Source organism: Niveibacterium sp. COAC-50 (assembly GCF_013184235.1).
GTDB lineage: Bacteria > Pseudomonadota > Gammaproteobacteria > Burkholderiales > Rhodocyclaceae > Niveibacterium > Niveibacterium microcysteis.
Map to the genome: position 1 here is coordinate 1116635 of NZ_JABCJM010000001.1, position 20287 is coordinate 1136921.

20 protein-coding genes and 1 tRNA gene are annotated in these 20287 nt (G+C 56.4%); all 21 read left to right on the forward strand.

Features of this window, described 5'->3' with window-relative positions; translation table 11 throughout:
- Positions 1-31: 31 nt before the first annotated feature.
- The 21 genes from ftsH to HH302_RS05105 all read left to right on the forward strand — a co-directional run bounded on the left by ftsH (position 32) and on the right by HH302_RS05105 (position 20217).
- Positions 32-1918, forward strand: coding sequence for an ATP-dependent zinc metalloprotease FtsH (gene ftsH / locus HH302_RS05005; RefSeq protein ID WP_172199010.1), 1887 nt, complete (start codon positions 32-34; stop codon positions 1916-1918).
- Between the two features lie 50 nt (positions 1919-1968).
- Entirely contained in the window at positions 1969-2802 is an 834-nt protein-coding gene (folP, locus tag HH302_RS05010; RefSeq protein ID WP_172199013.1) for a dihydropteroate synthase, read from the forward strand.
- A 37-nt stretch (positions 2803-2839) separates the two neighbouring features.
- On the forward strand, positions 2840-4195 hold the full coding sequence (glmM, locus tag HH302_RS05015) for a phosphoglucosamine mutase (RefSeq protein ID WP_172199018.1): 1356 nt from the start codon (positions 2840-2842) through the stop codon (positions 4193-4195).
- A gap of 71 nt (positions 4196-4266) precedes the next feature.
- Positions 4267-4620, forward strand: coding sequence for a preprotein translocase subunit SecG (gene secG / locus HH302_RS05020; RefSeq protein ID WP_172200742.1), 354 nt, complete (start codon positions 4267-4269; stop codon positions 4618-4620).
- Between the two features lie 56 nt (positions 4621-4676).
- Positions 4677-4761: transfer RNA gene (locus HH302_RS05025), tRNA-Leu, on the forward strand.
- Between the two features lie 64 nt (positions 4762-4825).
- Complete coding sequence (ndhC, locus tag HH302_RS05030) at positions 4826-5200, forward strand: NADH-quinone oxidoreductase subunit A (RefSeq protein ID WP_172199020.1); 375 nt, start codon at positions 4826-4828, stop codon at positions 5198-5200.
- Between the two features lie 39 nt (positions 5201-5239).
- Entirely contained in the window at positions 5240-5716 is a 477-nt protein-coding gene (locus HH302_RS05035; RefSeq protein WP_172199023.1) for an NADH-quinone oxidoreductase subunit B family protein, read from the forward strand.
- Positions 5717-5730: 14 nt separating this feature from the next.
- Positions 5731-6336, forward strand: a complete 606-nt coding sequence (locus tag HH302_RS05040; protein ID WP_172199026.1) for an NADH-quinone oxidoreductase subunit C — start codon at positions 5731-5733, stop codon at positions 6334-6336.
- A complete protein-coding gene (locus tag HH302_RS05045; protein WP_172199029.1) occupies positions 6329-7582 on the forward strand; it encodes an NADH-quinone oxidoreductase subunit D in 1254 nt (417 codons plus the stop codon). Before HH302_RS05040 ends, HH302_RS05045 begins: the two co-directional genes overlap by 8 nt.
- Before the next feature lie 36 nt (positions 7583-7618).
- The gene (gene nuoE, locus HH302_RS05050) at positions 7619-8095 is read left to right on the forward strand and encodes an NADH-quinone oxidoreductase subunit NuoE (RefSeq protein ID WP_172199032.1); all 477 of its coding nucleotides are present in this window, start codon (positions 7619-7621) and stop codon (positions 8093-8095) included.
- On the forward strand, positions 8092-9402 hold the full coding sequence (gene nuoF / locus HH302_RS05055; RefSeq protein WP_172199035.1) for an NADH-quinone oxidoreductase subunit NuoF: 1311 nt from the start codon (positions 8092-8094) through the stop codon (positions 9400-9402). Before nuoE ends, nuoF begins: the two co-directional genes overlap by 4 nt.
- A 2-nt stretch (positions 9403-9404) precedes the next feature.
- Entirely contained in the window at positions 9405-11726 is a 2322-nt protein-coding gene (gene nuoG / locus HH302_RS05060; protein WP_172199038.1) for an NADH-quinone oxidoreductase subunit NuoG, read from the forward strand.
- On the forward strand, positions 11726-12775 hold the full coding sequence (gene nuoH, locus HH302_RS05065; RefSeq protein ID WP_172199041.1) for an NADH-quinone oxidoreductase subunit NuoH: 1050 nt from the start codon (positions 11726-11728) through the stop codon (positions 12773-12775). Before nuoG ends, nuoH begins: the two co-directional genes overlap by 1 nt.
- A gap of 6 nt (positions 12776-12781) precedes the next feature.
- Positions 12782-13270, forward strand: a complete 489-nt coding sequence (gene nuoI / locus HH302_RS05070) for an NADH-quinone oxidoreductase subunit NuoI (protein ID WP_172199044.1) — start codon at positions 12782-12784, stop codon at positions 13268-13270.
- Positions 13271-13299: 29 nt separating this feature from the next.
- Positions 13300-13905, forward strand: coding sequence for an NADH-quinone oxidoreductase subunit J (locus HH302_RS05075; protein WP_172199047.1), 606 nt, complete (start codon positions 13300-13302; stop codon positions 13903-13905).
- Between the two features lie 32 nt (positions 13906-13937).
- Positions 13938-14243, forward strand: coding sequence for an NADH-quinone oxidoreductase subunit NuoK (nuoK, locus tag HH302_RS05080; protein ID WP_172199050.1), 306 nt, complete (start codon positions 13938-13940; stop codon positions 14241-14243).
- An 11-nt stretch (positions 14244-14254) separates the two neighbouring features.
- On the forward strand, positions 14255-16267 hold the full coding sequence (gene nuoL / locus HH302_RS05085; RefSeq protein ID WP_172199053.1) for an NADH-quinone oxidoreductase subunit L: 2013 nt from the start codon (positions 14255-14257) through the stop codon (positions 16265-16267).
- Positions 16268-16336: 69 nt separating this feature from the next.
- Positions 16337-17818 carry an NADH-quinone oxidoreductase subunit M gene (locus HH302_RS05090; protein ID WP_172199056.1) on the forward strand — a complete coding sequence of 494 codons (1482 nt, stop codon included), beginning with the start codon at positions 16337-16339 and terminating at the stop codon, positions 17816-17818.
- 31 nt (positions 17819-17849) lie between these two features.
- Complete coding sequence (nuoN, locus tag HH302_RS05095; RefSeq protein WP_172199059.1) at positions 17850-19337, forward strand: NADH-quinone oxidoreductase subunit NuoN; 1488 nt, start codon at positions 17850-17852, stop codon at positions 19335-19337.
- A 16-nt stretch (positions 19338-19353) separates the two neighbouring features.
- Positions 19354-19653, forward strand: coding sequence for a DUF2818 family protein (locus HH302_RS05100; protein ID WP_172199062.1), 300 nt, complete (start codon positions 19354-19356; stop codon positions 19651-19653).
- A 15-nt stretch (positions 19654-19668) separates the two neighbouring features.
- Positions 19669-20217, forward strand: a complete 549-nt coding sequence (locus HH302_RS05105) for an NUDIX domain-containing protein (protein WP_172199065.1) — start codon at positions 19669-19671, stop codon at positions 20215-20217.
- Positions 20218-20287 lie beyond the last annotated feature (70 nt).

The window sequence follows — 20287 nt, forward strand, 5'->3', positions numbered from 1 at the left end:
TGGCCCCGTTCGGGCCTGAGAAGGAAGCGACTTGAACAATCTTTTCAAGAATCTTGCGATCTGGTTGGTGATTGGCATCGTGCTGATGACCGTGTTCAACCAGTTCAATAGCCGGCAGACCGCGCAAAGCCAGATGGAATACTCCCAGTTCATGGAGGAAGCCAAGCAGGGGCGGATCGCCAAGGTCACCATTGAAGGCCGCACACTGCGTGCAACGACCCAGGACAACAAGCAGATCACGGTTTTTACGCCGGGTACGCAGGACCTCTGGATGGTTAGCGATCTGATGCGCTACGGCGTCAAGATCACGGCCAAGCCCGAAGAGGAGCAATCGCTCCTGATGAGCATCTTCGTCTCGTGGTTCCCGATGCTGCTGTTGATTGGCGTTTGGATCTTCTTCATGCGTCAGATGCAGGGCGGTGGCCGAGGCGGAGCCTTCTCCTTCGGCAAGAGTCGCGCTCGGATGCTGGACGAGTCGACTAATTCGATCACCTTTGCGGACGTCGCGGGATGCGACGAGGCAAAAGAGGAGGTCGCCGAGTTGGTCGACTTCCTGCGCGATCCGTCGAAGTTCCAGAAGCTTGGTGGCCGGATTCCCAAAGGCGTGCTGATGGTCGGTTCGCCGGGTACAGGTAAGACGCTGCTTGCCAAGGCCATTGCCGGTGAGGCGAAGGTGCCGTTCTTCTCCATTTCCGGTTCTGACTTCGTTGAAATGTTTGTTGGTGTTGGTGCCGCACGCGTTCGCGACATGTTCGAGAATGCCAAGAAGCAGGCGCCTTGCATCGTCTTCATCGATGAGATTGATGCGGTGGGTCGCCAGCGTGGCGCGGGCCTTGGCGGCGGAAACGATGAACGCGAGCAGACGCTGAACCAGTTGCTGGTCGAGATGGACGGTTTTGAGGGCCAAACTGGCGTCATCGTGATTGCCGCAACGAACCGTCCGGATGTACTGGATCCAGCGTTGCTGCGTCCAGGCCGCTTCGACCGGCAAGTCGTCGTTCCGCTGCCGGACATTCGCGGTCGCGAGCAGATCATCAAGGTGCACATGCGCAAGGTGCCTGTGTCGCCTGACGTCGATGCGAACATTCTTGCGCGTGGCACGCCGGGCATGTCGGGTGCGGATCTGGCCAACCTTGTCAACGAGGCTGCACTGTTCGCCGCTCGCTCGAACAAGCGCCTGGTCGACATGGATGACTTTGAGCGCGCCAAGGACAAGATTTTCATGGGCGCCGAACGGAAATCCATGGTGATCTTGCCGGAGGAAAAGAAGAAGACCGCTTACCACGAGTCAGGCCACGCGATTATTGGTTCGGTGCTGCCGGGTTGCGACCCGGTTCACAAAGTCACGGTGATTCCACGCGGACGGGCACTTGGTGTGACGTGGTCGCTGCCGGAGATGGACCGTTTCAGTCTCTATCAAGACCAGATGCTGGCGCAGATCTGCATGCTGTTTGGCGGTCGCGTAGCAGAAGAAATCTTTGTCGGTAACGTCTCGACTGGTGCATCAAACGACTTTGAGCGTGCGACCAGCATCGCTCGCGATATGGTGACGCGCTACGGGATGTCCGAGGCGCTCGGACCAATGGTTTATGCCGAGAACGAGGGTGAAGTCTTCCTTGGGCGGTCGATCACGACACACAAGAATCTCTCGGAAGCGACACTTCAGAAAGTTGATACCGAGATTCGCCGGATCGTCGATGAACAGTACGCTTTGGCGAGAAAGATCCTCGAAGACAACCGCGATAAGGTTGAGGCAATGACGGCGGCGTTGCTGGAGTGGGAGACTATTGATTCCGACCAGATCGCTGACATCATGGCGGGCCGCCCGCCGCGTCCGCCCCACGCCAGTGGGCAGCCGAAACCCCCGGTGTCCGATGGCCCTGCCGATTCGACACCTAGCGCAACGGCTCCTGCCTAAGAAGAATTCCACAGTGAAAAGGGCCGGCTAAGCCGGCCCTTCGTTTTTGCATGAACGAAATACGTCTCGGATCCTATCGCTTATCCCTCGCGCGTCCGCTGGTGATGGCGATTATCAATGCCACGCCAGACTCCTTCAGCGGCGACGGGCTGGCGGGTCGGCTGGATGCGCTCGTCGACAAGGCAAAGCGCGCGATTGATGCCGGGGCTCACATTCTGGATGTTGGTGGCGAATCGTCCCGTCCTGGGTCTTTGGGAGTGTCGGTCGACGAGGAGTTGGCCCGGGTTGTGCCTGTTGTCGAGGCCCTCACAACCCTCGGCTGTCCAGTCTCGGTCGATACGGTTAAACCGTCGGTCATGCAGGCTGTAATCAGAGCTGGCGCGTCCATGATCAATGACATCAACGGGTTGCGCGAGCCGGGGGCGATCGACGCGATTGCCGAAAGCAACTGCGCCGTGTGCGTCATGCACATGCAGGGCCAACCGAGAAGTATGCAGACATCACCGGTCTACGCCGATGTCGTCGGCGAGGTGTATGCGTTCTTGAGCGATCGGTTCGATGCGCTTCGACAATCAGGTATTGACCAGAATCGTATTGTCGTTGACCCGGGCTTTGGCTTTGGCAAGACACTCGAACACAATCTGGCGCTATTCCGCGCGCTCGAATCGTTTCGAGCCATAAGGCCTGTCCTTGTTGGTGTCTCGCGCAAGACGATGCTCGGGCAACTCACTGGCTTTCCGGTCGATCAACGTGTCACGGCGAGCGCGGTAGCTGCTGTGGCGGCGGCCGCTCGCGGCGCTGCGATCTTGCGGGTCCACGACGTTGCTGAGACGGTGGCTGCGCTAAATCTTTGGCGTGAACTTGGGCTTGAGGCCAACGGCTAGCCTATTCATTGACCTGCGAAACAATACGGAGACTGCAATGGCGCGCAAGTATTTCGGCACGGATGGAGTGCGGGGACGTGTAGGCAATGCTCCGATCACGCCTGACTTTGTGATGCGACTGGGGTACGCGGCGGGTCGAACACTGTGTGCCGAACAGCAGGGGACACGCGGGCATGAGCGGCCAACGGTGCTGATTGGCAAGGATACTCGCGTCTCCGGCTATATGCTTGAGGCCGCTTTGGAGGCCGGCTTCGCTGCGGCTGGTGTTGACGTGGTGTTGGCTGGACCGATTCCTACCCCTGGGGTCGCGTATTTGACGCGGGCGCTTCGTCTTGATGCAGGGGTCGTGATTTCCGCCTCACATAACCCTTATTACGACAACGGTATTAAGTTCTTCTCGGCGCGCGGCGCCAAACTTCCGGACGCGACAGAAACCGCCATTGAGGAGCGGCTCGATCAGCCAATTGGTTGTGCGGATTCCGCATCCATGGGGCGTGCGCGCCGTATCGATGATGCAGCCGGCAGGTATATCGAATTCTGCAAGAGCACGTTTCCGAATGACCTTGATCTGCGTGGTCTGAAGATTGCTGTGGATTGTGCTCATGGCGCCGCGTATCACATTGCGCCACGTGTATTTCATGAACTCGGTGCAGAGGTCGTTGCGATCGGCAAGGAGCCTAATGGCTTCAACATCAACGATCAGGTAGGTGCCACCGTCCCTGAGGCGATCCGCGCTTTTACCTTGGCGCAAGGCGCTGATATCGGTATCTCGCTCGATGGCGATGGCGATCGCCTCATGATGGTGGACCGCGCCGGTCGAATCTATGACGGCGATATGTTGATCTATGTAATCGCTCGCATGCAGAAGGCTCAGGGCCGACTGCCTGGCGTCGTTGGTACGTTGATGAGCAACCTTGGATTTCAGCGCGCGATCGAGGCGCTAGGCGTTGAATTCGTGCGCGCCAAGGTTGGTGACCGCTATGTGCTTGAGTTGCTCGAGCAGCGCGGATGGAAGTTAGGTGGCGAGAATTCGGGCCATATCATCTGCCTGGACCGCCACTCCACCGGCGACGGTATTGTTGCCGCCTTGCAGGTCCTTGCAGCGTTGCGCGATGCGGGCGAGACCCTTGCCGACGCCTGTGGTGCGCTCAAGTTCTTTCCTCAGCGGCTTGTGAACGTCCGAACCGCCGGCGGCTTTGACTGGAAATCCGATCGGAGCATTCAGGATGCGGTAACCGCGGCAGAGCTGGAGCTCGGTGACCGCGGCCGCGTCTTGCTTCGCGCGTCCGGAACCGAACCGCTGCTTCGCGTAATGGTTGAGGGCGAAGACCCCACGCAGGTTGAAGCGGTCGCCCAACGGCTTGCCGAGACGGTTCGCCAAGCGTTGGAGTAGGGCGTGGCTTGTGCCTGGCGCGAGGCTGGACTACACTGCCGGGTTTTGTAGTAATTAAACTGGGGTATCGCGTGAGCGGAATATTCTTCGGCCTTGTCCTGACGGTTCACGTTCTCGTGGGCGTTGCAGTGATCGGCTTGGTGTTGGTGCAGCACGGCAAAGGCGCGGACATGGGTGCGTCATTTGGCGGTGGCGCATCTGGCAGTCTTTTTGGTGCGTCGGGTTCGGCGAATTTTCTGAGCCGAACGACCGCGGTCTTGGCTACGGTCTTCTTCGTCACGAGTTTGGCGCTGACCTACTTGGCAAGCCATCGCGCTGGCCCCGCAAAGAGTGTCATGGAGGGCGCGCCAGCAGTGCAATCGCAGCCGGCAACGGCCGAGAAACCTGCGAGTGCCCCGGGCGCGGCCCAAGAGATTCCGAAGTAAAGAAATTCTTGGCAAGGCTGAATTGTTTATATATAATTCTTTTCTGTTGTAAGCGTGCCGACGTGGTGAAATTGGTAGACACGCCATCTTGAGGGGGTGGTGGCGCAAGCCGTGTGAGTTCGAGTCTCACCGTCGGCACCAATAATTCGAAACGCCCGCGTAAGCGGGCGTTTCTCCATCTGATGCAATTCCCGACTCTACGATCATGCTCGAGAACTATTTCCCGGTATTGATTTTCATCCTTGTCGGTATTGCGGTAGGCGGCGTGATGCTGCTCGCTGGGCGCATTCTTGGGCGCCACAATCCCGAGCCAGAAAAGCTCTCTCCCTATGAGTGTGGCTTTGAGGCGTTCGAGGATGCGCGCATCAAATTTGATGTGCGTTATTACCTGATTGCAATTCTTTTCATCCTCTTTGATATCGAGGTTGCCTTTCTGATTCCTTGGGCATCAATTCTCAAGGAAATTGCGGGCAACGAGTCGATTCGTCTATTTGGCTTCTTCGAGATGCTTGTGTTTCTGGGTGTCTTGATTGTTGGCTATATCTACGTGCGCAAGCGCGGCGCGCTGGACTGGGAATAACCGTACGTTTCGCGTTAGGGCGAGGCGTTGGGGGACGCAATGAGTGTTGAAGGTGTATTCCGCGAGGGTTTTGTTACCACGACCTTGGATAGCGTTCTGAATTGGACGCGAACGGGCTCGCTGTGGCCAATGACCTTCGGTCTTGCGTGTTGTGCCGTCGAAATGATCCACGCGGGGTGCTCTCGTTACGACCTTGATCGTTTTGGGGTTGTATTCCGACCGAGCCCTCGTCAGTCTGATGTCATGATCGTTGCTGGAACGCTCTGCAACAAGATGGCGCCAGCTCTTCGCAAAGTCTATGACCAGATGGCCGAGCCGCGTTGGGTGATTTCGATGGGGTCGTGTGCCAACGGTGGCGGCTACTACCACTATTCCTATTCGGTTGTCCGGGGGTGTGATCGTATTGTGCCGGTGGACGTTTACGTTCCTGGCTGTCCTCCGACCGCTGAGGCGCTTCTGTACGGGATCATCCAGTTGCAGAACAAGATCAAGAGAACCAACACGATCGCTCGATAAGGCAAAGAGCCCTCATGAGTGCAAAGCTCGAAAAACTGCAAGAGGCGCTACATGCTGTCCTCGGTCCGCGGATCCAGACTATCGTCTGCGATCGCGGAGAGGTGACCATTGAGGTTTCCGCGAAGGACTACCTTGCTGTGGCGTTTGCGTTGAGAGATGACCCGAGTCTTGGGTTTGAACAGCTGATCGATTTGTGCGGCGTTGATTACTCAACGCACTCGACGCGTTCGTCGTCTGTGGCACGGTTTGCCGGCGTCTCTCATTTGCTGTCGGTGCGGAATAACTGGCGTTTGCGTCTGCGGGTGTTTGCGGAATCTGCCGAATTCCCAGTGGTAGCGTCAGTAGTTGGCGTTTGGCCAAGTGCGAACTGGTTTGAGCGTGAAGCGTTCGATCTGTTTGGCCTGATGTTTGAGGGGCATCCTGATCTGCGTCGAATCCTGACTGACTACGGTTTCGTCGGACATCCATTCCGCAAGGATTTCCCGATTTCTGGCTTTGTCGAAATGCGCTACGACGCGGAACAGGGGCGAGTGGTCTATCAACCCGTCACTATTGAACCGCGTGAAGTGACGCCACGAATCGTTCGCGAAGAAACCTACGGGCAGGTTGGGCATGGCTGAGATTCGTAATTACACAATCAATTTCGGGCCGCAGCACCCCGCCGCTCACGGCGTTTTGCGTCTGGTTCTCGAGCTGGATGGCGAGGTTGTAGAGCGCGCCGATCCGCATATCGGGTTGCTTCACCGCGGCACCGAGAAGCTCGCTGAGACGCGCACCTGGATCCAGTCTGTTCCATACATGGATCGGCTGGACTATGTCTCGATGATGTGCAATGAGCATGCCTATTGCATGTCCATTGAACGATTGCTCGGCTTGGAAGTGCCGCTTCGCGCTCAATACATCCGAGTGATGTTCGATGAGATTACGCGCATCCTGAATCACCTCCTGAACATCGGCACGCACGCACTGGATATTGGTGCGATGACGATGGTTCTCTATACATTCCGCGAACGCGAAGATCTGATGGACGCCTACGAGGCGGTATCGGGTGCTCGTATGCACGCGGCGTACTACAGGCCCGGCGGCGTTTATCGTGATTTGCCGGACCAGATGCCCAAATACGAGGTGTCGAAGTACCGCAATGCGGCAACGGTCGCGCAGTTGAACGAAGCCAGACAAGGATCTTTACTCGACTTTCTGGATGACTTCACGCGTCGTTTCCCTGGTTATGTCGACGAGTATGAGACGCTGCTGACGGATAATCGCATCTGGAAGCAACGTACCGTCGGGATCGGCGTGGTGTCGCCGGAAGAGGCGCTGGCTCATGGGTTCACCGGGGCAATGCTGCGTGGGTCGGGCGTCGAATGGGATTTGCGCAAAAAGCAGCCTTACGAGGTTTACGACCGCGTTGATTTCGACATTCCGGTCGGTGTGAATGGCGACTGCTACGATCGCTACCTCGTTCGCATGGAAGAGATGCGGCAGTCCAACCGAATTATTCGGCAATGCATTGACTGGTTGCGCAAGAATCCGGGTCCGGTGATTTGCGATAACCATAAAGTTGCACCTCCCTCTCGTTCGGCCATGAAGGAGAACATGGAGGAGTTGATTCACCACTTCAAACTGTTCACCGAAGGGATGCATGTTCCAGAAGGCGAAGCGTATGCCGCTGTTGAACATCCGAAGGGGGAGTTTGGGGTGTATGCGATTTCCGACGGTGCAAACAAGCCTTACCGTGTGAAGCTTCGCGCGCCGGGATTCGCGCATTTGGCCGCGATGGATGCTATTGCCCGTGGCCACATGATTGCGGACGTTGTCGCGATTATTGGCACGATGGATATCGTGTTCGGCGAGATCGACCGTTAACTGCAGTCCGACGTTCAGAAGAGAGATGAACGAGTCATGTTGAACTCGGAATCATTAGGCAAGATCGACCAAGAAGTCGCCAAGTATCCCGCGGACCAGAAACAGTCGGCGGTAATGGCTGCGTTGCGCATCGCCCAGCAGGAAAAGGGCTGGCTCGCCGCTGAAACGATCGAGTACGTGGCCGCCTATCTTGGCATGCCAGCGATGGCCGCGTACGAAGTTGCCAGTTTCTACAACATGTATGACCTTCAGCCGGTCGGCAAGCACAAACTGACGGTCTGCACCAATTTGCCGTGTGCGCTTTCTGGTGGCGCCGATGCGGGTGAGTATCTCAAGCACAAGCTTGGGATCGAATTCAATCAGACGACGCCGGATGGCCAGTTCACCCTGAAAGAGGGTGAATGCATGGGGGCTTGTGGCGACGCGCCCGTTTTGCTTGTGAATAACCATCGGATGTGCTGCCGTATGACCGAGACGCAGATGGATCAACTCATCAGCGAGCTACGCAAATGAGTGAAAAGGCGTTTCTCCTCGCCGGTCTCGATGGCGACAACACTTGGAGCCTTTCGCACTATGTTAAGCGCGGGGGATATGCAGCTTTGAAAAAGATCATCAGCGAAGGCATCACTCCAGAAGTGGTCATCGCTGAGGTCAAGAAGTCCGCGCTTCGGGGGCGTGGCGGTGCCGGTTTCCCGACGGGGCTGAAGTGGAGTTTCATGCCGCGCCAGTTTCCTGGTGCGAAGTATGTTTGCTGCAATTCGGACGAAGGCGAACCTGGTACGTTCAAAGACCGCGATCTTCTACGCTATAACCCGCATATGGTCATCGAGGGCATGATCATTGCCGGGTTCGCGATGGGCTGCGAACGCGGATATAACTACATCCACGGTGAGATATTCGAGATCTACGAGCGTTTCGAGGCGGCTCTTGCTGAAGCTCGTGAGGCCGGATTCCTGGGCAAGAATATTCTTGGATCGTCGTTTTCTTTTGACTTGTTTGCTCATCATGGATACGGCGCGTACATCTGCGGAGAAGAGACCGCATTGCTTGAGTCAATCGAAGGCAAGAAAGGACAGCCGCGATTCAAGCCGCCGTTCCCTGCAAGCTTCGGGCTCTACGGCAAGCCGACGACGATTAACAACACCGAGACCTTTGCGTCGATTCCGTACATCATTAATAACGGCGGCGAGGCGTTCTTGGCATTGGGGAAACCAAACAACGGTGGCACCAAGTTGTTTTCGGTTTCCGGGCATGTAAATCGTCCTGGCAACTATGAAGTTCCGCTCGGTACCCCATTCCCGGAATTGTTGGAGATGGCGGGGGGTATGCGCGGCGGTCGTAGGCTTAAGGCTGTGATTCCCGGTGGCTCGTCAGCACCGGTGCTGCCGGCATCCATCATGATGGACTCGACGATGGATTACGACTGTATTGCGAAAGCGGGCTCCATGCTTGGATCCGGCGCGGTTATCGTGATGGACGAAAGCACCTGCATGGTCAAGGCGCTGGAGCGCTTGTCGTACTTCTATCACGAAGAGTCGTGTGGCCAATGCACGCCGTGCCGGGAAGGAACCGGATGGCTTTACCGCGTCATTCATCGAATTGAACACGGTCAAGGTCGGCAAGAAGATATCGATTTGCTCGACAGCGTTTCCGACAACATCATGGGTCGGACTATTTGCGCGCTAGGTGATGCGGCTGCTATGCCGGTCAAGAGTTTCATCAAGCATTTCCGTAGCGAGTTCCAGTATCACGTTGACAACAAGCGCTGTCTGGTGCCTGTTGAGCTTCAGCGTGAAGGCAGCAAGATCTACGTAGGCTGAACATGCTAGAGATCGAAATCGACGGCAAAAAGGTTGAAGTGGCTGACGGCAGCACCGTAATGGATGCTGCCAATAAAGTTGGTACTTACATCCCGCATTTTTGTTATCACAAGAAACTGTCGATTGCGGCGAATTGCCGCATGTGTCTGGTTGACGTTGAAAAGGCGCCAAAGCCTCTTCCCGCCTGCGCGACGCCAGTAACGAACGGAATGAAAGTCACGACCCATTCTGATAAGGCCGTCAAGGCTCAGAAGGGCGTGATGGAGTTTCTGTTGATCAATCACCCGCTGGATTGTCCGATTTGCGATCAAGGCGGCGAATGTCAGCTGCAGGATCTCGCTGTCGGGTATGGCGGTAACACTTCCCGATATCAAGAAGAGAAGCGTGTCGTCGTAAACAAGAATCTAGGGCCGCTGATTTCGACTGACATGACACGCTGCATTCACTGCACGCGTTGTGTGCGTTTCGGTCAAGAGATTGCCGGGATCATGGAGCTTGGTGTTGCCAATCGTGGTGAACGCTCTGAGATCATGGCGTTTGTCGATCGCACCGTTGACTCAGAATTGTCCGGCAACTCGATCGACCTTTGCCCCGTGGGCGCATTGACCTCCAAGCCGTTCCGCTTTTCCGCGAGAACGTGGGAGATGTCGCGTCGTCGTTCGGTGAGTCCGCACGATTCGCTAGGCGCGAATCTCGTTGTGCAAGTGAAGCACGACCGTGTGATGCGGGTTCTCCCGCTCGAAAACGAAGCCATCAACGAATGCTGGCTGTCAGACAAAGACCGCTTCTCGTACGAGGCCCTGAACGCTGAAGACCGCTTGACGAAGCCCATGGTTAAGCAGGGCGGGAAGTGGATCGAGATTTCATGGCAAGACGCGCTTAACTACGCCACCAAAGCCATCCAAGGCGTTGTCGCCGACCATGGCGCTGCGGCATTTGGCGCGTTTGTTTCGCCTCACTCGACGCTTGAGGAAATGTTCCTGACCCAACGACTTGTTCGTGCGATGGGTTCGGAGAAGGTGGATTTCCGCCTTCGGCAGTCGGATTTCTCGGCGGATGGCGTTCGGAGCGGAACGCCGTGGCTCGGCATGCCCATAAGGGATGTTTCGCAACTGGACCGCGTGCTGGTGCTTGGTAGCACGCTTCGCAAGGATCATCCGCTGCTTACCCAACGTTTGCGGCAGGCGGCAAAGCGCGGTGCCGAGGTATCGGTTATTGCATCGGCGATCGATGACCCACTGTTCAAACTCGCGCATGCTGCGATCGTCGCTCCGGACGCGATGGTCGGCGCATTGGCAAATGTTGCCGCCGCTATCGCACGTAAGAAGGGCACGACGCTTGGCGAGTCGGTCATGGCCAAGGTTGATTCGAGCTTGCCGTTTGATGCGGTTGCCATCGCAGAAAGCTTGTGCGGTGGAGAGCGGGCGGCACTCTTCCTCGGCAATGCGGTCGTCCAGCATCCTGCGTTCGGCGCCATCTGGGCGATCGGTGTTGAAATCGAAAGACAATGTGGTGCCAAGTTGGGATTCCTCAGCGAGGCAACGAATACCGTCGGCGGTTATCACGCTGGCTCGTTGAGCACCAAGCACAACGTTGGAACGATGCTTGCTGATCCGCTCAAGGCTGTAGTCTTGGTCGGGGTCGAGCCGGCGCTCGATTTTGCGAACGGCGCGCTCGCCACTACCGCGCTTAGCGGTGCTGAGACGGTGATTGCCCTTACGGCATTTCGATCCGCAGTTGAGGATGTGGCAGATCTCATGTTGCCGCTTGCGCCATTCTCGGAGACCTCGGGCACCTTTGTGAACTGCGAGGGCGCGGTCCAGAGCTTCAACGCCGCGGTCAAACCTCTTGGTGAGACTCGACCGGGCTGGAAGGTTCTGCGTGTTTTGGGTGGAGCGCTAGGTCTTGACGGTTTTGAGTACGAGAGCTCTGAGGCTGTTCGCGATTACGCTTTGCGTATGGCGCCACCTTTGACAAATGAATTGGTTGGAACTCCGGATGTAAACGTTTCGTCAGCGTCTGGGTTGCAACGTGTGTCGGATGTTCCGATCTATTCCGCTGACGTGCTTGTTCGGCGCGCACCTTCATTGCAGCGCACACGTGATGCTGCACCGCCTGTCGCCCGGATGTCTGCAGCGACGTTGGCTAAGCTTGGTGTCACTGACGGTAGTTCGGTAAAAGTGTCGTCTAGGTCTGGCGCGATCGTTATTTCCGCGAAAAGGGATGATGCTGTCGCAGATGACTGTGTGCGTGTCGCAGCGGCTCGCCCTGAAACTGTTGCCTTGGGCGCAATGTTTGGCGAACTCACCGTGGAGCGTGCCTGATGGAAGCGCTGCTGCAACCCGTTGCCGCACTTTTTGGGCCGCTTTGGCCGGTCGTTTGGACTTTGGTCAAGATCGTGGCGATCGTTCTGCCATTGATCCTCAGTGTCGCCTATTTGACGTTTGCTGAGCGGAAGGTGATTGGCTACATGCAGGTTCGGATCGGGCCGAACCGGGTGGGGCCAAAAGGTTGGCTACAGCCAATTGCCGACGCGTTGAAGCTGATGTTTAAGGAAATCATCGTTCCGAGCAGCGCGAGTAAGGCGCTGTTTGTGATCGGTCCGATGATGGTTATGGCGCCGGCCCTTGCTGCGTGGGCTGTGGTGCCTTTTGCGCCGAATCTGGTTTTGGCCAACATCGACGCGGGAATGCTCTACCTGATGTCCATCACGTCGGTTGGGGTGTACGGGGTGATCATCGCCGGCTGGGCGTCCAATTCGAAATACGCGTTCCTCGGAGGGATACGCGCAACCGCTCAGATGGTTTCCTATGAACTCGCAATGGGATTCTCCTTGGTCGGGGTTCTCATGGTGGCTGGTTCGCTCAACCTGTCCGAGATCGTGATCGGTCAGAGCAAAGGTGTTTTTGCCAGTCATGGCTTGGGCTTCCTCAGCTGGAACTGGTTGCCGTTGCTTCCTCTCTTCGTGGTCTATCTGATTTCGGGTATCGCGGAGACGAATCGCGCACCATTCGACGTCGTCGAGGGTGAGTCGGAAATTGTCGCTGGCCATATGGTCGAGTATTCGGGCATGGCATTCGCGCTGTTCTTCCTGGCTGAATACGCGAACATGATTTTGGTGTCGGCTTTGACGTCGGTCTTCTTCCTGGGTGGGTGGTTGTCGCCGGTCGGGTTCATCCCGGATGGTTTCCCGTGGCTGGTGTTGAAGATCGGTTTTGTCCTTTTCCTGTTCCTCTGGTTTCGGGCCACGTTTCCACGGTTCCGCTATGACCAGATCATGCGTCTTGGCTGGAAGGTTTTCATTCCGCTTACGCTCGCATGGATCCTTGTTGTCGGGATCTGGATGATGTCGCCTTGGTCGATCTGGAGGTAACTGGCGATGGGCGCCGTTAAGGAATTGTTTGTCAGCCTGCTCTTGAAAGAGCTGGTGAAGGGCCTCTCCGTCACTGGACGCCACTTCTTTCTTCGGAAAATCACGATCCAGTATCCGGAAGAGCGTACGCCTCAAAGCGCGCGCTTCCGTGGCCTACACGCCTTACGGCGCTATCCGAACGGCGAAGAGCGGTGCATCGCATGTAAGCTTTGCGAGGCCGTTTGTCCGGCTATGGCGATCACGATCGAGTCGGACCAACGAGACGACGGTACGCGTCGGACGACACGTTACGATATCGATTTGACCAAATGTATCTTCTGCGGATTTTGCGAAGAAGCGTGCCCGGTCGATGCGATTGTGGAGACTCGTGTGTTCGACTATCACGGCGAGAAGCGCGGCGATCTCTACTACACGAAGCAGATGCTGCTTGCTGTCGGCGATCGTTACGAGTCGCAGATTGCCAAGGATCGCGCAGAGGAGGCCAAGTACCGTTGACTCTTGTCGAGTTCTCGGGAAGCTGACTTATGGAATTTTCGACTTTTCTCTTCTACATGTTTGCAGCGGTAATGGTCGTGGCCGGGCTACGCGTCATTACCTCGCGCAATCCAGTACATGCGGCACTCTATCTAGTCCTCGCGTTTTTCAACGCCGCAGGGATCTGGATGGTCCTGCGCGCGGAATTCCTTGCCATCGCTTTGGTGCTTGTTTATGTCGGCGCCGTAATGGTGCTCTTCTTGTTCGTTGTGATGATGCTCGACATCAACCTCGAACGCATACGGCAGGGTTTCTGGAGTTATCTGCCGTTGGGTTTGGTGATTGCGGCTGTGTTGGTGGTTGAGATGGCGGTGGTCGTCGGCGGAAAGTGGTTTGGTGTCGATGCGATGCCGATGCCCGCTGAGGCTGCCGGTCCGTACAGCAACACCAAGTCTCTTGCATGGTTGATGTTCACTGATTTTGTGTATCCGTTCGAGCTCGCGTCATTCATTCTGCTCGTCGCAATGATTGCAGCGATTTCTTTGACGCTGCGCAGCCGGCCGGGTAACAAGGCAATTGATCCAGCCAAGCAGATCGCCGTGAAGCGCGACGACCGCATCCGCATCGTATCGATGCCGGCTGACACAAACGATTAATACGGCAAGATAGATTCGGCCCAGGGGAAACAATGCTCTCGCTGTCCCATGTCCTTACGCTAAGCGCGGTGCTGTTTGCGATCAGCGTTGTCGGGATTTTTCTTAATCGGAAGAATCTGATCATTTTGCTGATGTCGATCGAGTTGATGCTGCTCGCTGTGAATATGAACTTCATCGCGTTCTCGTCGTTCCTTGGCGACCGTTCGGGACAGCTCTTCGTATTCTTCATCTTGACGGTTGCTGCTGCCGAGGCGGCGATCGGTTTGGCTATTCTGGTGGCGATGTTCCGTAACATGCGCACGATTCATGTCGACGACCTCGACAGTCTGAAGGGTTGAGGCCTACAACAATGACGGACATGCAAAAGCTCTACTTACTCGTGCCGTTAGCGCCGCTTGTGGGTGCAGTTTTGGCGGGACTATTCGGTCGAGCCATTGGTCGAACGGCTTCGCACGTGGTGACGATTCTCGGCGTAGCGGTTGCCTTTGTTGCCTCTGTTTTGATTTTCCAGGACGTTCAGGCTGGCAATGTCTTTGACGGCGCTCTTTACACGTGGGCAACGGCAGGTGATCTTCGGTTCGAAGTGGGTTTCCTGATCGACAAGCTCACGGTCATGATGATGCTGGTCGTGACCTTCGTGTCGCTAATGGTGCACGTCTACACCATTGGCTACATGCACGATGATCCTGGTTATCAACGCTTCTTTAGCTACATTTCGCTGTTCACGTTCTCGATGCTCATGCTTGTCATGAGCAATAACTTCGTTCAGCTATTCTTCGGTTGGGAGGCGGTCGGTCTCGTCTCGTATCTGTTGATCGGCTTTTGGTACACGAAGCCGACCGCCGTTTATGCCAATTTGAAGGCGTTCCTGGTCAATCGCGTCGGCGACTTCGGTTTCTTGCTTGGTATCGGTTTGATCGCCGCCTATACGGGCTCGCTGAATTACGCAGAGGTGTTTGCAAAGATTCCGGCGTTGGCTCCGCAGACCGTCGAGCTTTTGCCCGGCAGCTCCTGGCTGTTGATGTCGGTAATTTGTATCTGTCTGTTCATCGGCGCGATGGGTAAATCCGCACAGGTGCCGCTGCACGTTTGGTTGCCCGACTCGATGGAGGGCCCGACCCCCATTTCGGCACTAATTCACGCGGCGACGATGGTGACTGCGGGCATTTTCATGGTTACGCGCATGTCGCCACTCTTCGAAGTGTCGGAGAGTGCCCGCGCCTTCGTACTGGTTATCGGTGCAACCACGGCCCTGTTCATGGGGTTCCTCGGCATCATCCAGAACGATATCAAGCGTGTCGTTGCCTACTCGACCTTGTCGCAGTTGGGATACATGACGGTTGCTCTCGGCGTGTCGGCGTATTCCGCTGCAGTGTTTCACCTGATGACGCACGCGTTCTTTAAGGCACTGCTCTTCCTTGCTGCAGGCTCCGTGATCATTGGCATGCATCACGATCAAGACATCCGCAACATGGGCGGTCTTTGGAAGCGGATGCCGATCACTTGGGTTACTTCGCTTGTGGGTTCGTTGGCGCTGATTGGTTTCCCGTTCTTTGCGGGGTTCTTCTCGAAAGACGCCATTATTGAGGCGGTGGCACTCAGCCATATTCCTGGCGCGGGTTACGCATATTTCTGCGTGATTGCTGGCGTCTTCGTGACGGCGTTCTACTCGTTCCGAATGTATTTCCTCGTTTTCCATGGCAAGGAGCGCTTCGGCGGCTCTCACGATTCGCATGGATCCGACGATGCGCATCATGACGATGATCACGGCCACCATGGTCCGCTTGAGCCTCACGAGTCGCCTTGGGTCGTTTGGGTGCCGCTCGTTCTGCTTGCAATTCCGTCGGTGGTGATCGGTTTTGTGGCCATTGAACCGATGCTCTTCAAGGGCTGGTTCGGTTCTGCGGTTGTGGTTAACGAGGCGAATGACGTGCTCGGTCACTTGGCTGAAGAGTTCCACGGCGCCTCGGCGATGGCTCAACACGGTTTCATGTCTTTGCCCTTCGTGCTAGCGATGTCAGGCGTTGCGATGGCGGCACTGTTCTATCTCTTCAAGCCGGAGATTCCTGCATGGTTCGCAAAGACCTTCGCGCCCGTCTATCGCCTGCTTGAGAACAAGTATTACTTTGATCGCTTTAACGAAGTGGTTTTCGCCGGCGGTGCTCGTCTCCTCGGACGCGGGCTCTGGAAGGGCGGAGATCAGATGCTTATCGATGGCGTCATGGTCAATGGAACTGCGAGCGCCGTTGGTGCTGTAGCTCGGCTGACCAGGCTGTTGCAGACGGGACACATTTACCAGTACGCGTTTGTAATCATCATCGGCGTCGTCGTGCTTCTGACTTTCTGGGGTAGCCGCGGCTGAGACCAGCGCGTGGGCTTGACAGAGCGATTTGAAAACACGCCTCGAGGCGTGAACAACGGATAACAAGAGATGACGGGTGTACCTTATCTAAGCCTTGCGATCTGGGTGCCTATCGTTGGTGGCCTGTTGGCGCTAACGGCGGGATCAGACCGGAATGCGCCGGTCGCAAGACTTATTGCGCTAGTGACTGCGCTCGCAGGTTTCTTTGTAACCCTCCCGCTTTACGCCGGCTTTGACACAACGACTGCCTCGATGCAGTTTGTCGAACGCGCTCCGTGGGTGACGCGTTTCTCGATTGAGTACTACCTCGGCGTGGATGGCATTTCGATGCCGTTCGTACTGCTGAACAGCTTTATTACGATTATCGTAGTGATCGCTGGGTGGGAGGTGATCGATAGAAAGGTGGCTCAGTACAACGCCGGCTTTCTTATCATGTCCGGGTTGCTGAACGGGATCTTCTCGTCGTTGGACGGCATCCTGTTTTACGTGTTCTTTGAAGCGAGCCTGATCCCACTCTATCTGATCATCGGTATCTGGGGTGGTCCGAACCGCGTATATGCAGCGATCAAGTTCTTCCTCTATACGCTTCTTGGCTCGTTGCTGATGCTGGTCGCCATTCTCTGGTTGTTCATGGAGGCGGGCGGTAGTTTCGATATTCTTGCGTGGCACAACCTGAAGATCGGCATGACGGCGCAGTCGTTGATCTTCTTTGCATTCCTCGCATCGTTTGCTGTGAAGGTGCCAATGTGGCCGGTGCATACCTGGTTGCCAGACGCCCACGTTGAGGCTCCTACTGGCGGCTCGGTCGTGCTTGCGGCCATCGCCTTGAAGCTTGGTGCGTATGGCTTCCTGCGGTTTTCACTGCCTATCGTTCCGGACGCGGCGCACCAATACGCCCCGTTGATCCTGACGCTCTCGCTGATTGCTGTCGTCTACATTGGCTTTGTTGCGCTCGTGCAGGCGGACATGAAGAAGCTGGTTGCCTACTCTTCGATTTCGCACATGGGGTTCGTGACACTTGGGTTTTTCATGTTCAACGCTGTCGCGATCGAGGGCGCACTGGTTCAGATGATCTCGCACGGATTTGTATCCGGTGCAATGTTCCTCTGTATCGGCGTTCTCTACGACCGTGTTCATAGCCGCCAGATCGCAGATTACGGTGGCGTTGTGAATACGATGCCGAAATTCGCGGCGTTCTTCCTGCTCTTCGCAATGGCCAATGCGGGGCTTCCTGCGACGTCGGGCTTTGTTGGCGAATTCATGGTGGTACTCGGCGCGGTGAAATTCAATTTCTGGGTGGCGTTCATTGCGGCGACGACGCTGATACTCGGCGCTGCGTACACGCTCTGGATGTACAAGCGCGTGGTCTTCGGCGAGGTCGCAAACGAGCACGTCAAGGCCCTGACCGATATCAATCGGCGCGAGTTCTTCTTCCTGGCCGTGCTGGCGGCCTGTGTATTGGTCATGGGTGTCTATCCGCAGCCAGTTACCGAAGTTATGCACGCCAGCGTGAATGGTCTGCTTCAGCACATCGCTGTGAGCAAGCTCTAACGGATAACCAGAAAGCATCCAGGATCAGATGATGGATTTCGTGATGCCGGATTTCCGGCTTGCAGCGCCGGAACTCTTTGTCGCCGGAATGTCTTTGGTCATTCTGATGGTGACCTCCTTTGCGACGACGCGCGCTCGCTCGGCTGCGTTCTGGCTGTGTGAGCTTGCGCTGTTGGGCGCATTGCTTTTGACCCTCTTCTCGGGTGATGTACAGCGCTCGCTGACCTTTAGCGGTATGTACATGTCGGATCTCTTCGGGAGTTTCCTGAAGATTCTCGTGTGCTTGTCGGTCGCCATCGTGTTGCAGTACGGCCGTGCGTACATGGCCGACCGCAAGATCGACAGCCCCGAGTACTACCTGATGGTGCTGTTTGCAACCCTGGGCATGATGGTGCTGATCTCCGCAAGCCATTTCGTCAGCATGTACATGGGCCTGGAGCTCATGTCGCTGTCGCTTTACGGCTTGGTCGCGATCGACCGCGACAATCCGCGCTCAACGGAAGCGGGCATGAAGTACTTTGTGCTCGGCGCCTTGGCGAGTGGCCTGCTGCTGTATGGCATGTCAATGCTGTATGGCGCGACCGGTACGCTTGAGATCCATGAAATCGCTCAGCGTATCTACGAGCGTTCGGCGAACGATCTCGTGGTTGTGTTCGGTTTGGTGTTCGTACTGGTCGGCATTGCGTTCAAGCTCGGCGTGGTGCCGTTCCATATGTGGGTTCCCGACGTGTATCACGGCGCACCGACTGCTGTGACGCTTCTGGTGTCGTCAGCGCCGAAGCTTGCGGCATTTGCAATGGCATTTCGCGTTCTGGTTCTGGGTCTGTTTGATCTCGCCGAGCACTGGCAGAGCATGTTGATGCTGCTCGCCATGGCATCGATCATTCTGGGCAACCTTGCGGCCGTTGCGCAAACGAACATCAAGCGGATGCTGGCGTTCTCGGGCATTTCGCACATGGGTTTCATGCTGCTGGGATTGTTGTCCGGTGTCGTGAAGGGCGAAGGCGGCACTTACGCAGTTAACGCCTACAGCTCTGCCATGTTCTACGCGGTCGCGTATGTCATGATGACGCTGGCCTCGTTCGGCATGGTGATCTTGCTGTCGCGAGCGGGATTCGAGGCGGAGAACGTCGACGATTTCAAGGGTCTGAACCAGCGTAGTCCTTGGTTCGCGGGCATGATGTTGATCGTGATGTTCTCGATGGCCGGTATCCCGTTCTTCGTCGGGTTCTTCGCGAAGCTGTCGGTCCTTCAAGCCGTTATCGCGGCAGGCAACATTTCCAACCAACCGCACTATTACTGGCTGGCGGTTGTTGCCGTGATGATGTCGTTGGTTGGTGCGTTCTACTACCTTCGCGTGGTGAAGGTTATGTACTTCGACGACGCGACGGATCAGTCGCCGATCGTTGCGACGCTTGGGATGCGCACCCTGTTGTCGGCCAACGCGCTGTCGATCGCGATCGTTGGCCTGCTGCCGAACTGGCTGATGCAGATTTGCGCATTTACGCTGCTGCATTAATCGGGTTGTGTCGGAGATGACGGGCACCGTCGGCGCCTTGGTGCTCGTTGCCGCGAGCCTGCTGCTGGCGAACCTTCCCTTCGTCTCCGACCGCGTGTTCTGCCTCTTCCCAACCCGCTCGAAGCCCTTTGCGATCTGTCTCGCAGAGGTCGCAGCGGGCTATTTGGTGGTTGGCGGACTCGCGTTGGCCCTGGAGAGCCATTCTCACGGTACCGCCTATTCACAAGGGTGGGAGTTCTACGTCGTCACGGTGGCGCTGTTTGCCGTCTTCGCATTTCCCGGTTTTGTCTATCGCTATCTCTGGCGTAAACATTGAACCAGCCGTCTTAGCATGCCGACCCCCGATCCGTTTGTTGAATATACGATCTCCTCGGAGCAGGTCTTCGATGGACGCTTGCTCAAGGTATGGCGAGACAAGGTTGGACGGCAGACGGATTCGGGTGAATGGAATAGGGAATACATTCGTCATCCTGGCGCTACGGTGATCATCGCAGTGGCCGAGTCGGGAAAGCTGTTGATGGAGCGCCAGTTCCGCTATCCGCTTGGACGAATCTGCTGGGAGATGCCTGCAGGGAAGATTGACCCGAATGAGTCAATCGAGGTTTGCGCCCGGCGCGAACTTCGCGAAGAGACAGGTTTCGAAGCGCGGGATTGGAAGCATCTTGGGACAGTTCATCCCTGCGTTGGCTACTCCGACGAACGGATCGAGATCTTTCTTGCCAAAGGGCTGACGCAGCAGGGGACCGCCCTGGATCATGGCGAGTACGTCGAAGTGTTTGAAATCAGCCTGGAAGAGGCGGAAGCGGCTGTGCTCGACGGACGTATCACCGATGGAAAGACCATTGCCTGTCTGTTCTGGGCGGCAAAGGTATTGCGCTAGAGACCAATAGGAGCGAGGTTCGCCGCAGCCGGAGGTCGAGACTCGCTTCTGATTTCTGCTTGAATAAAAA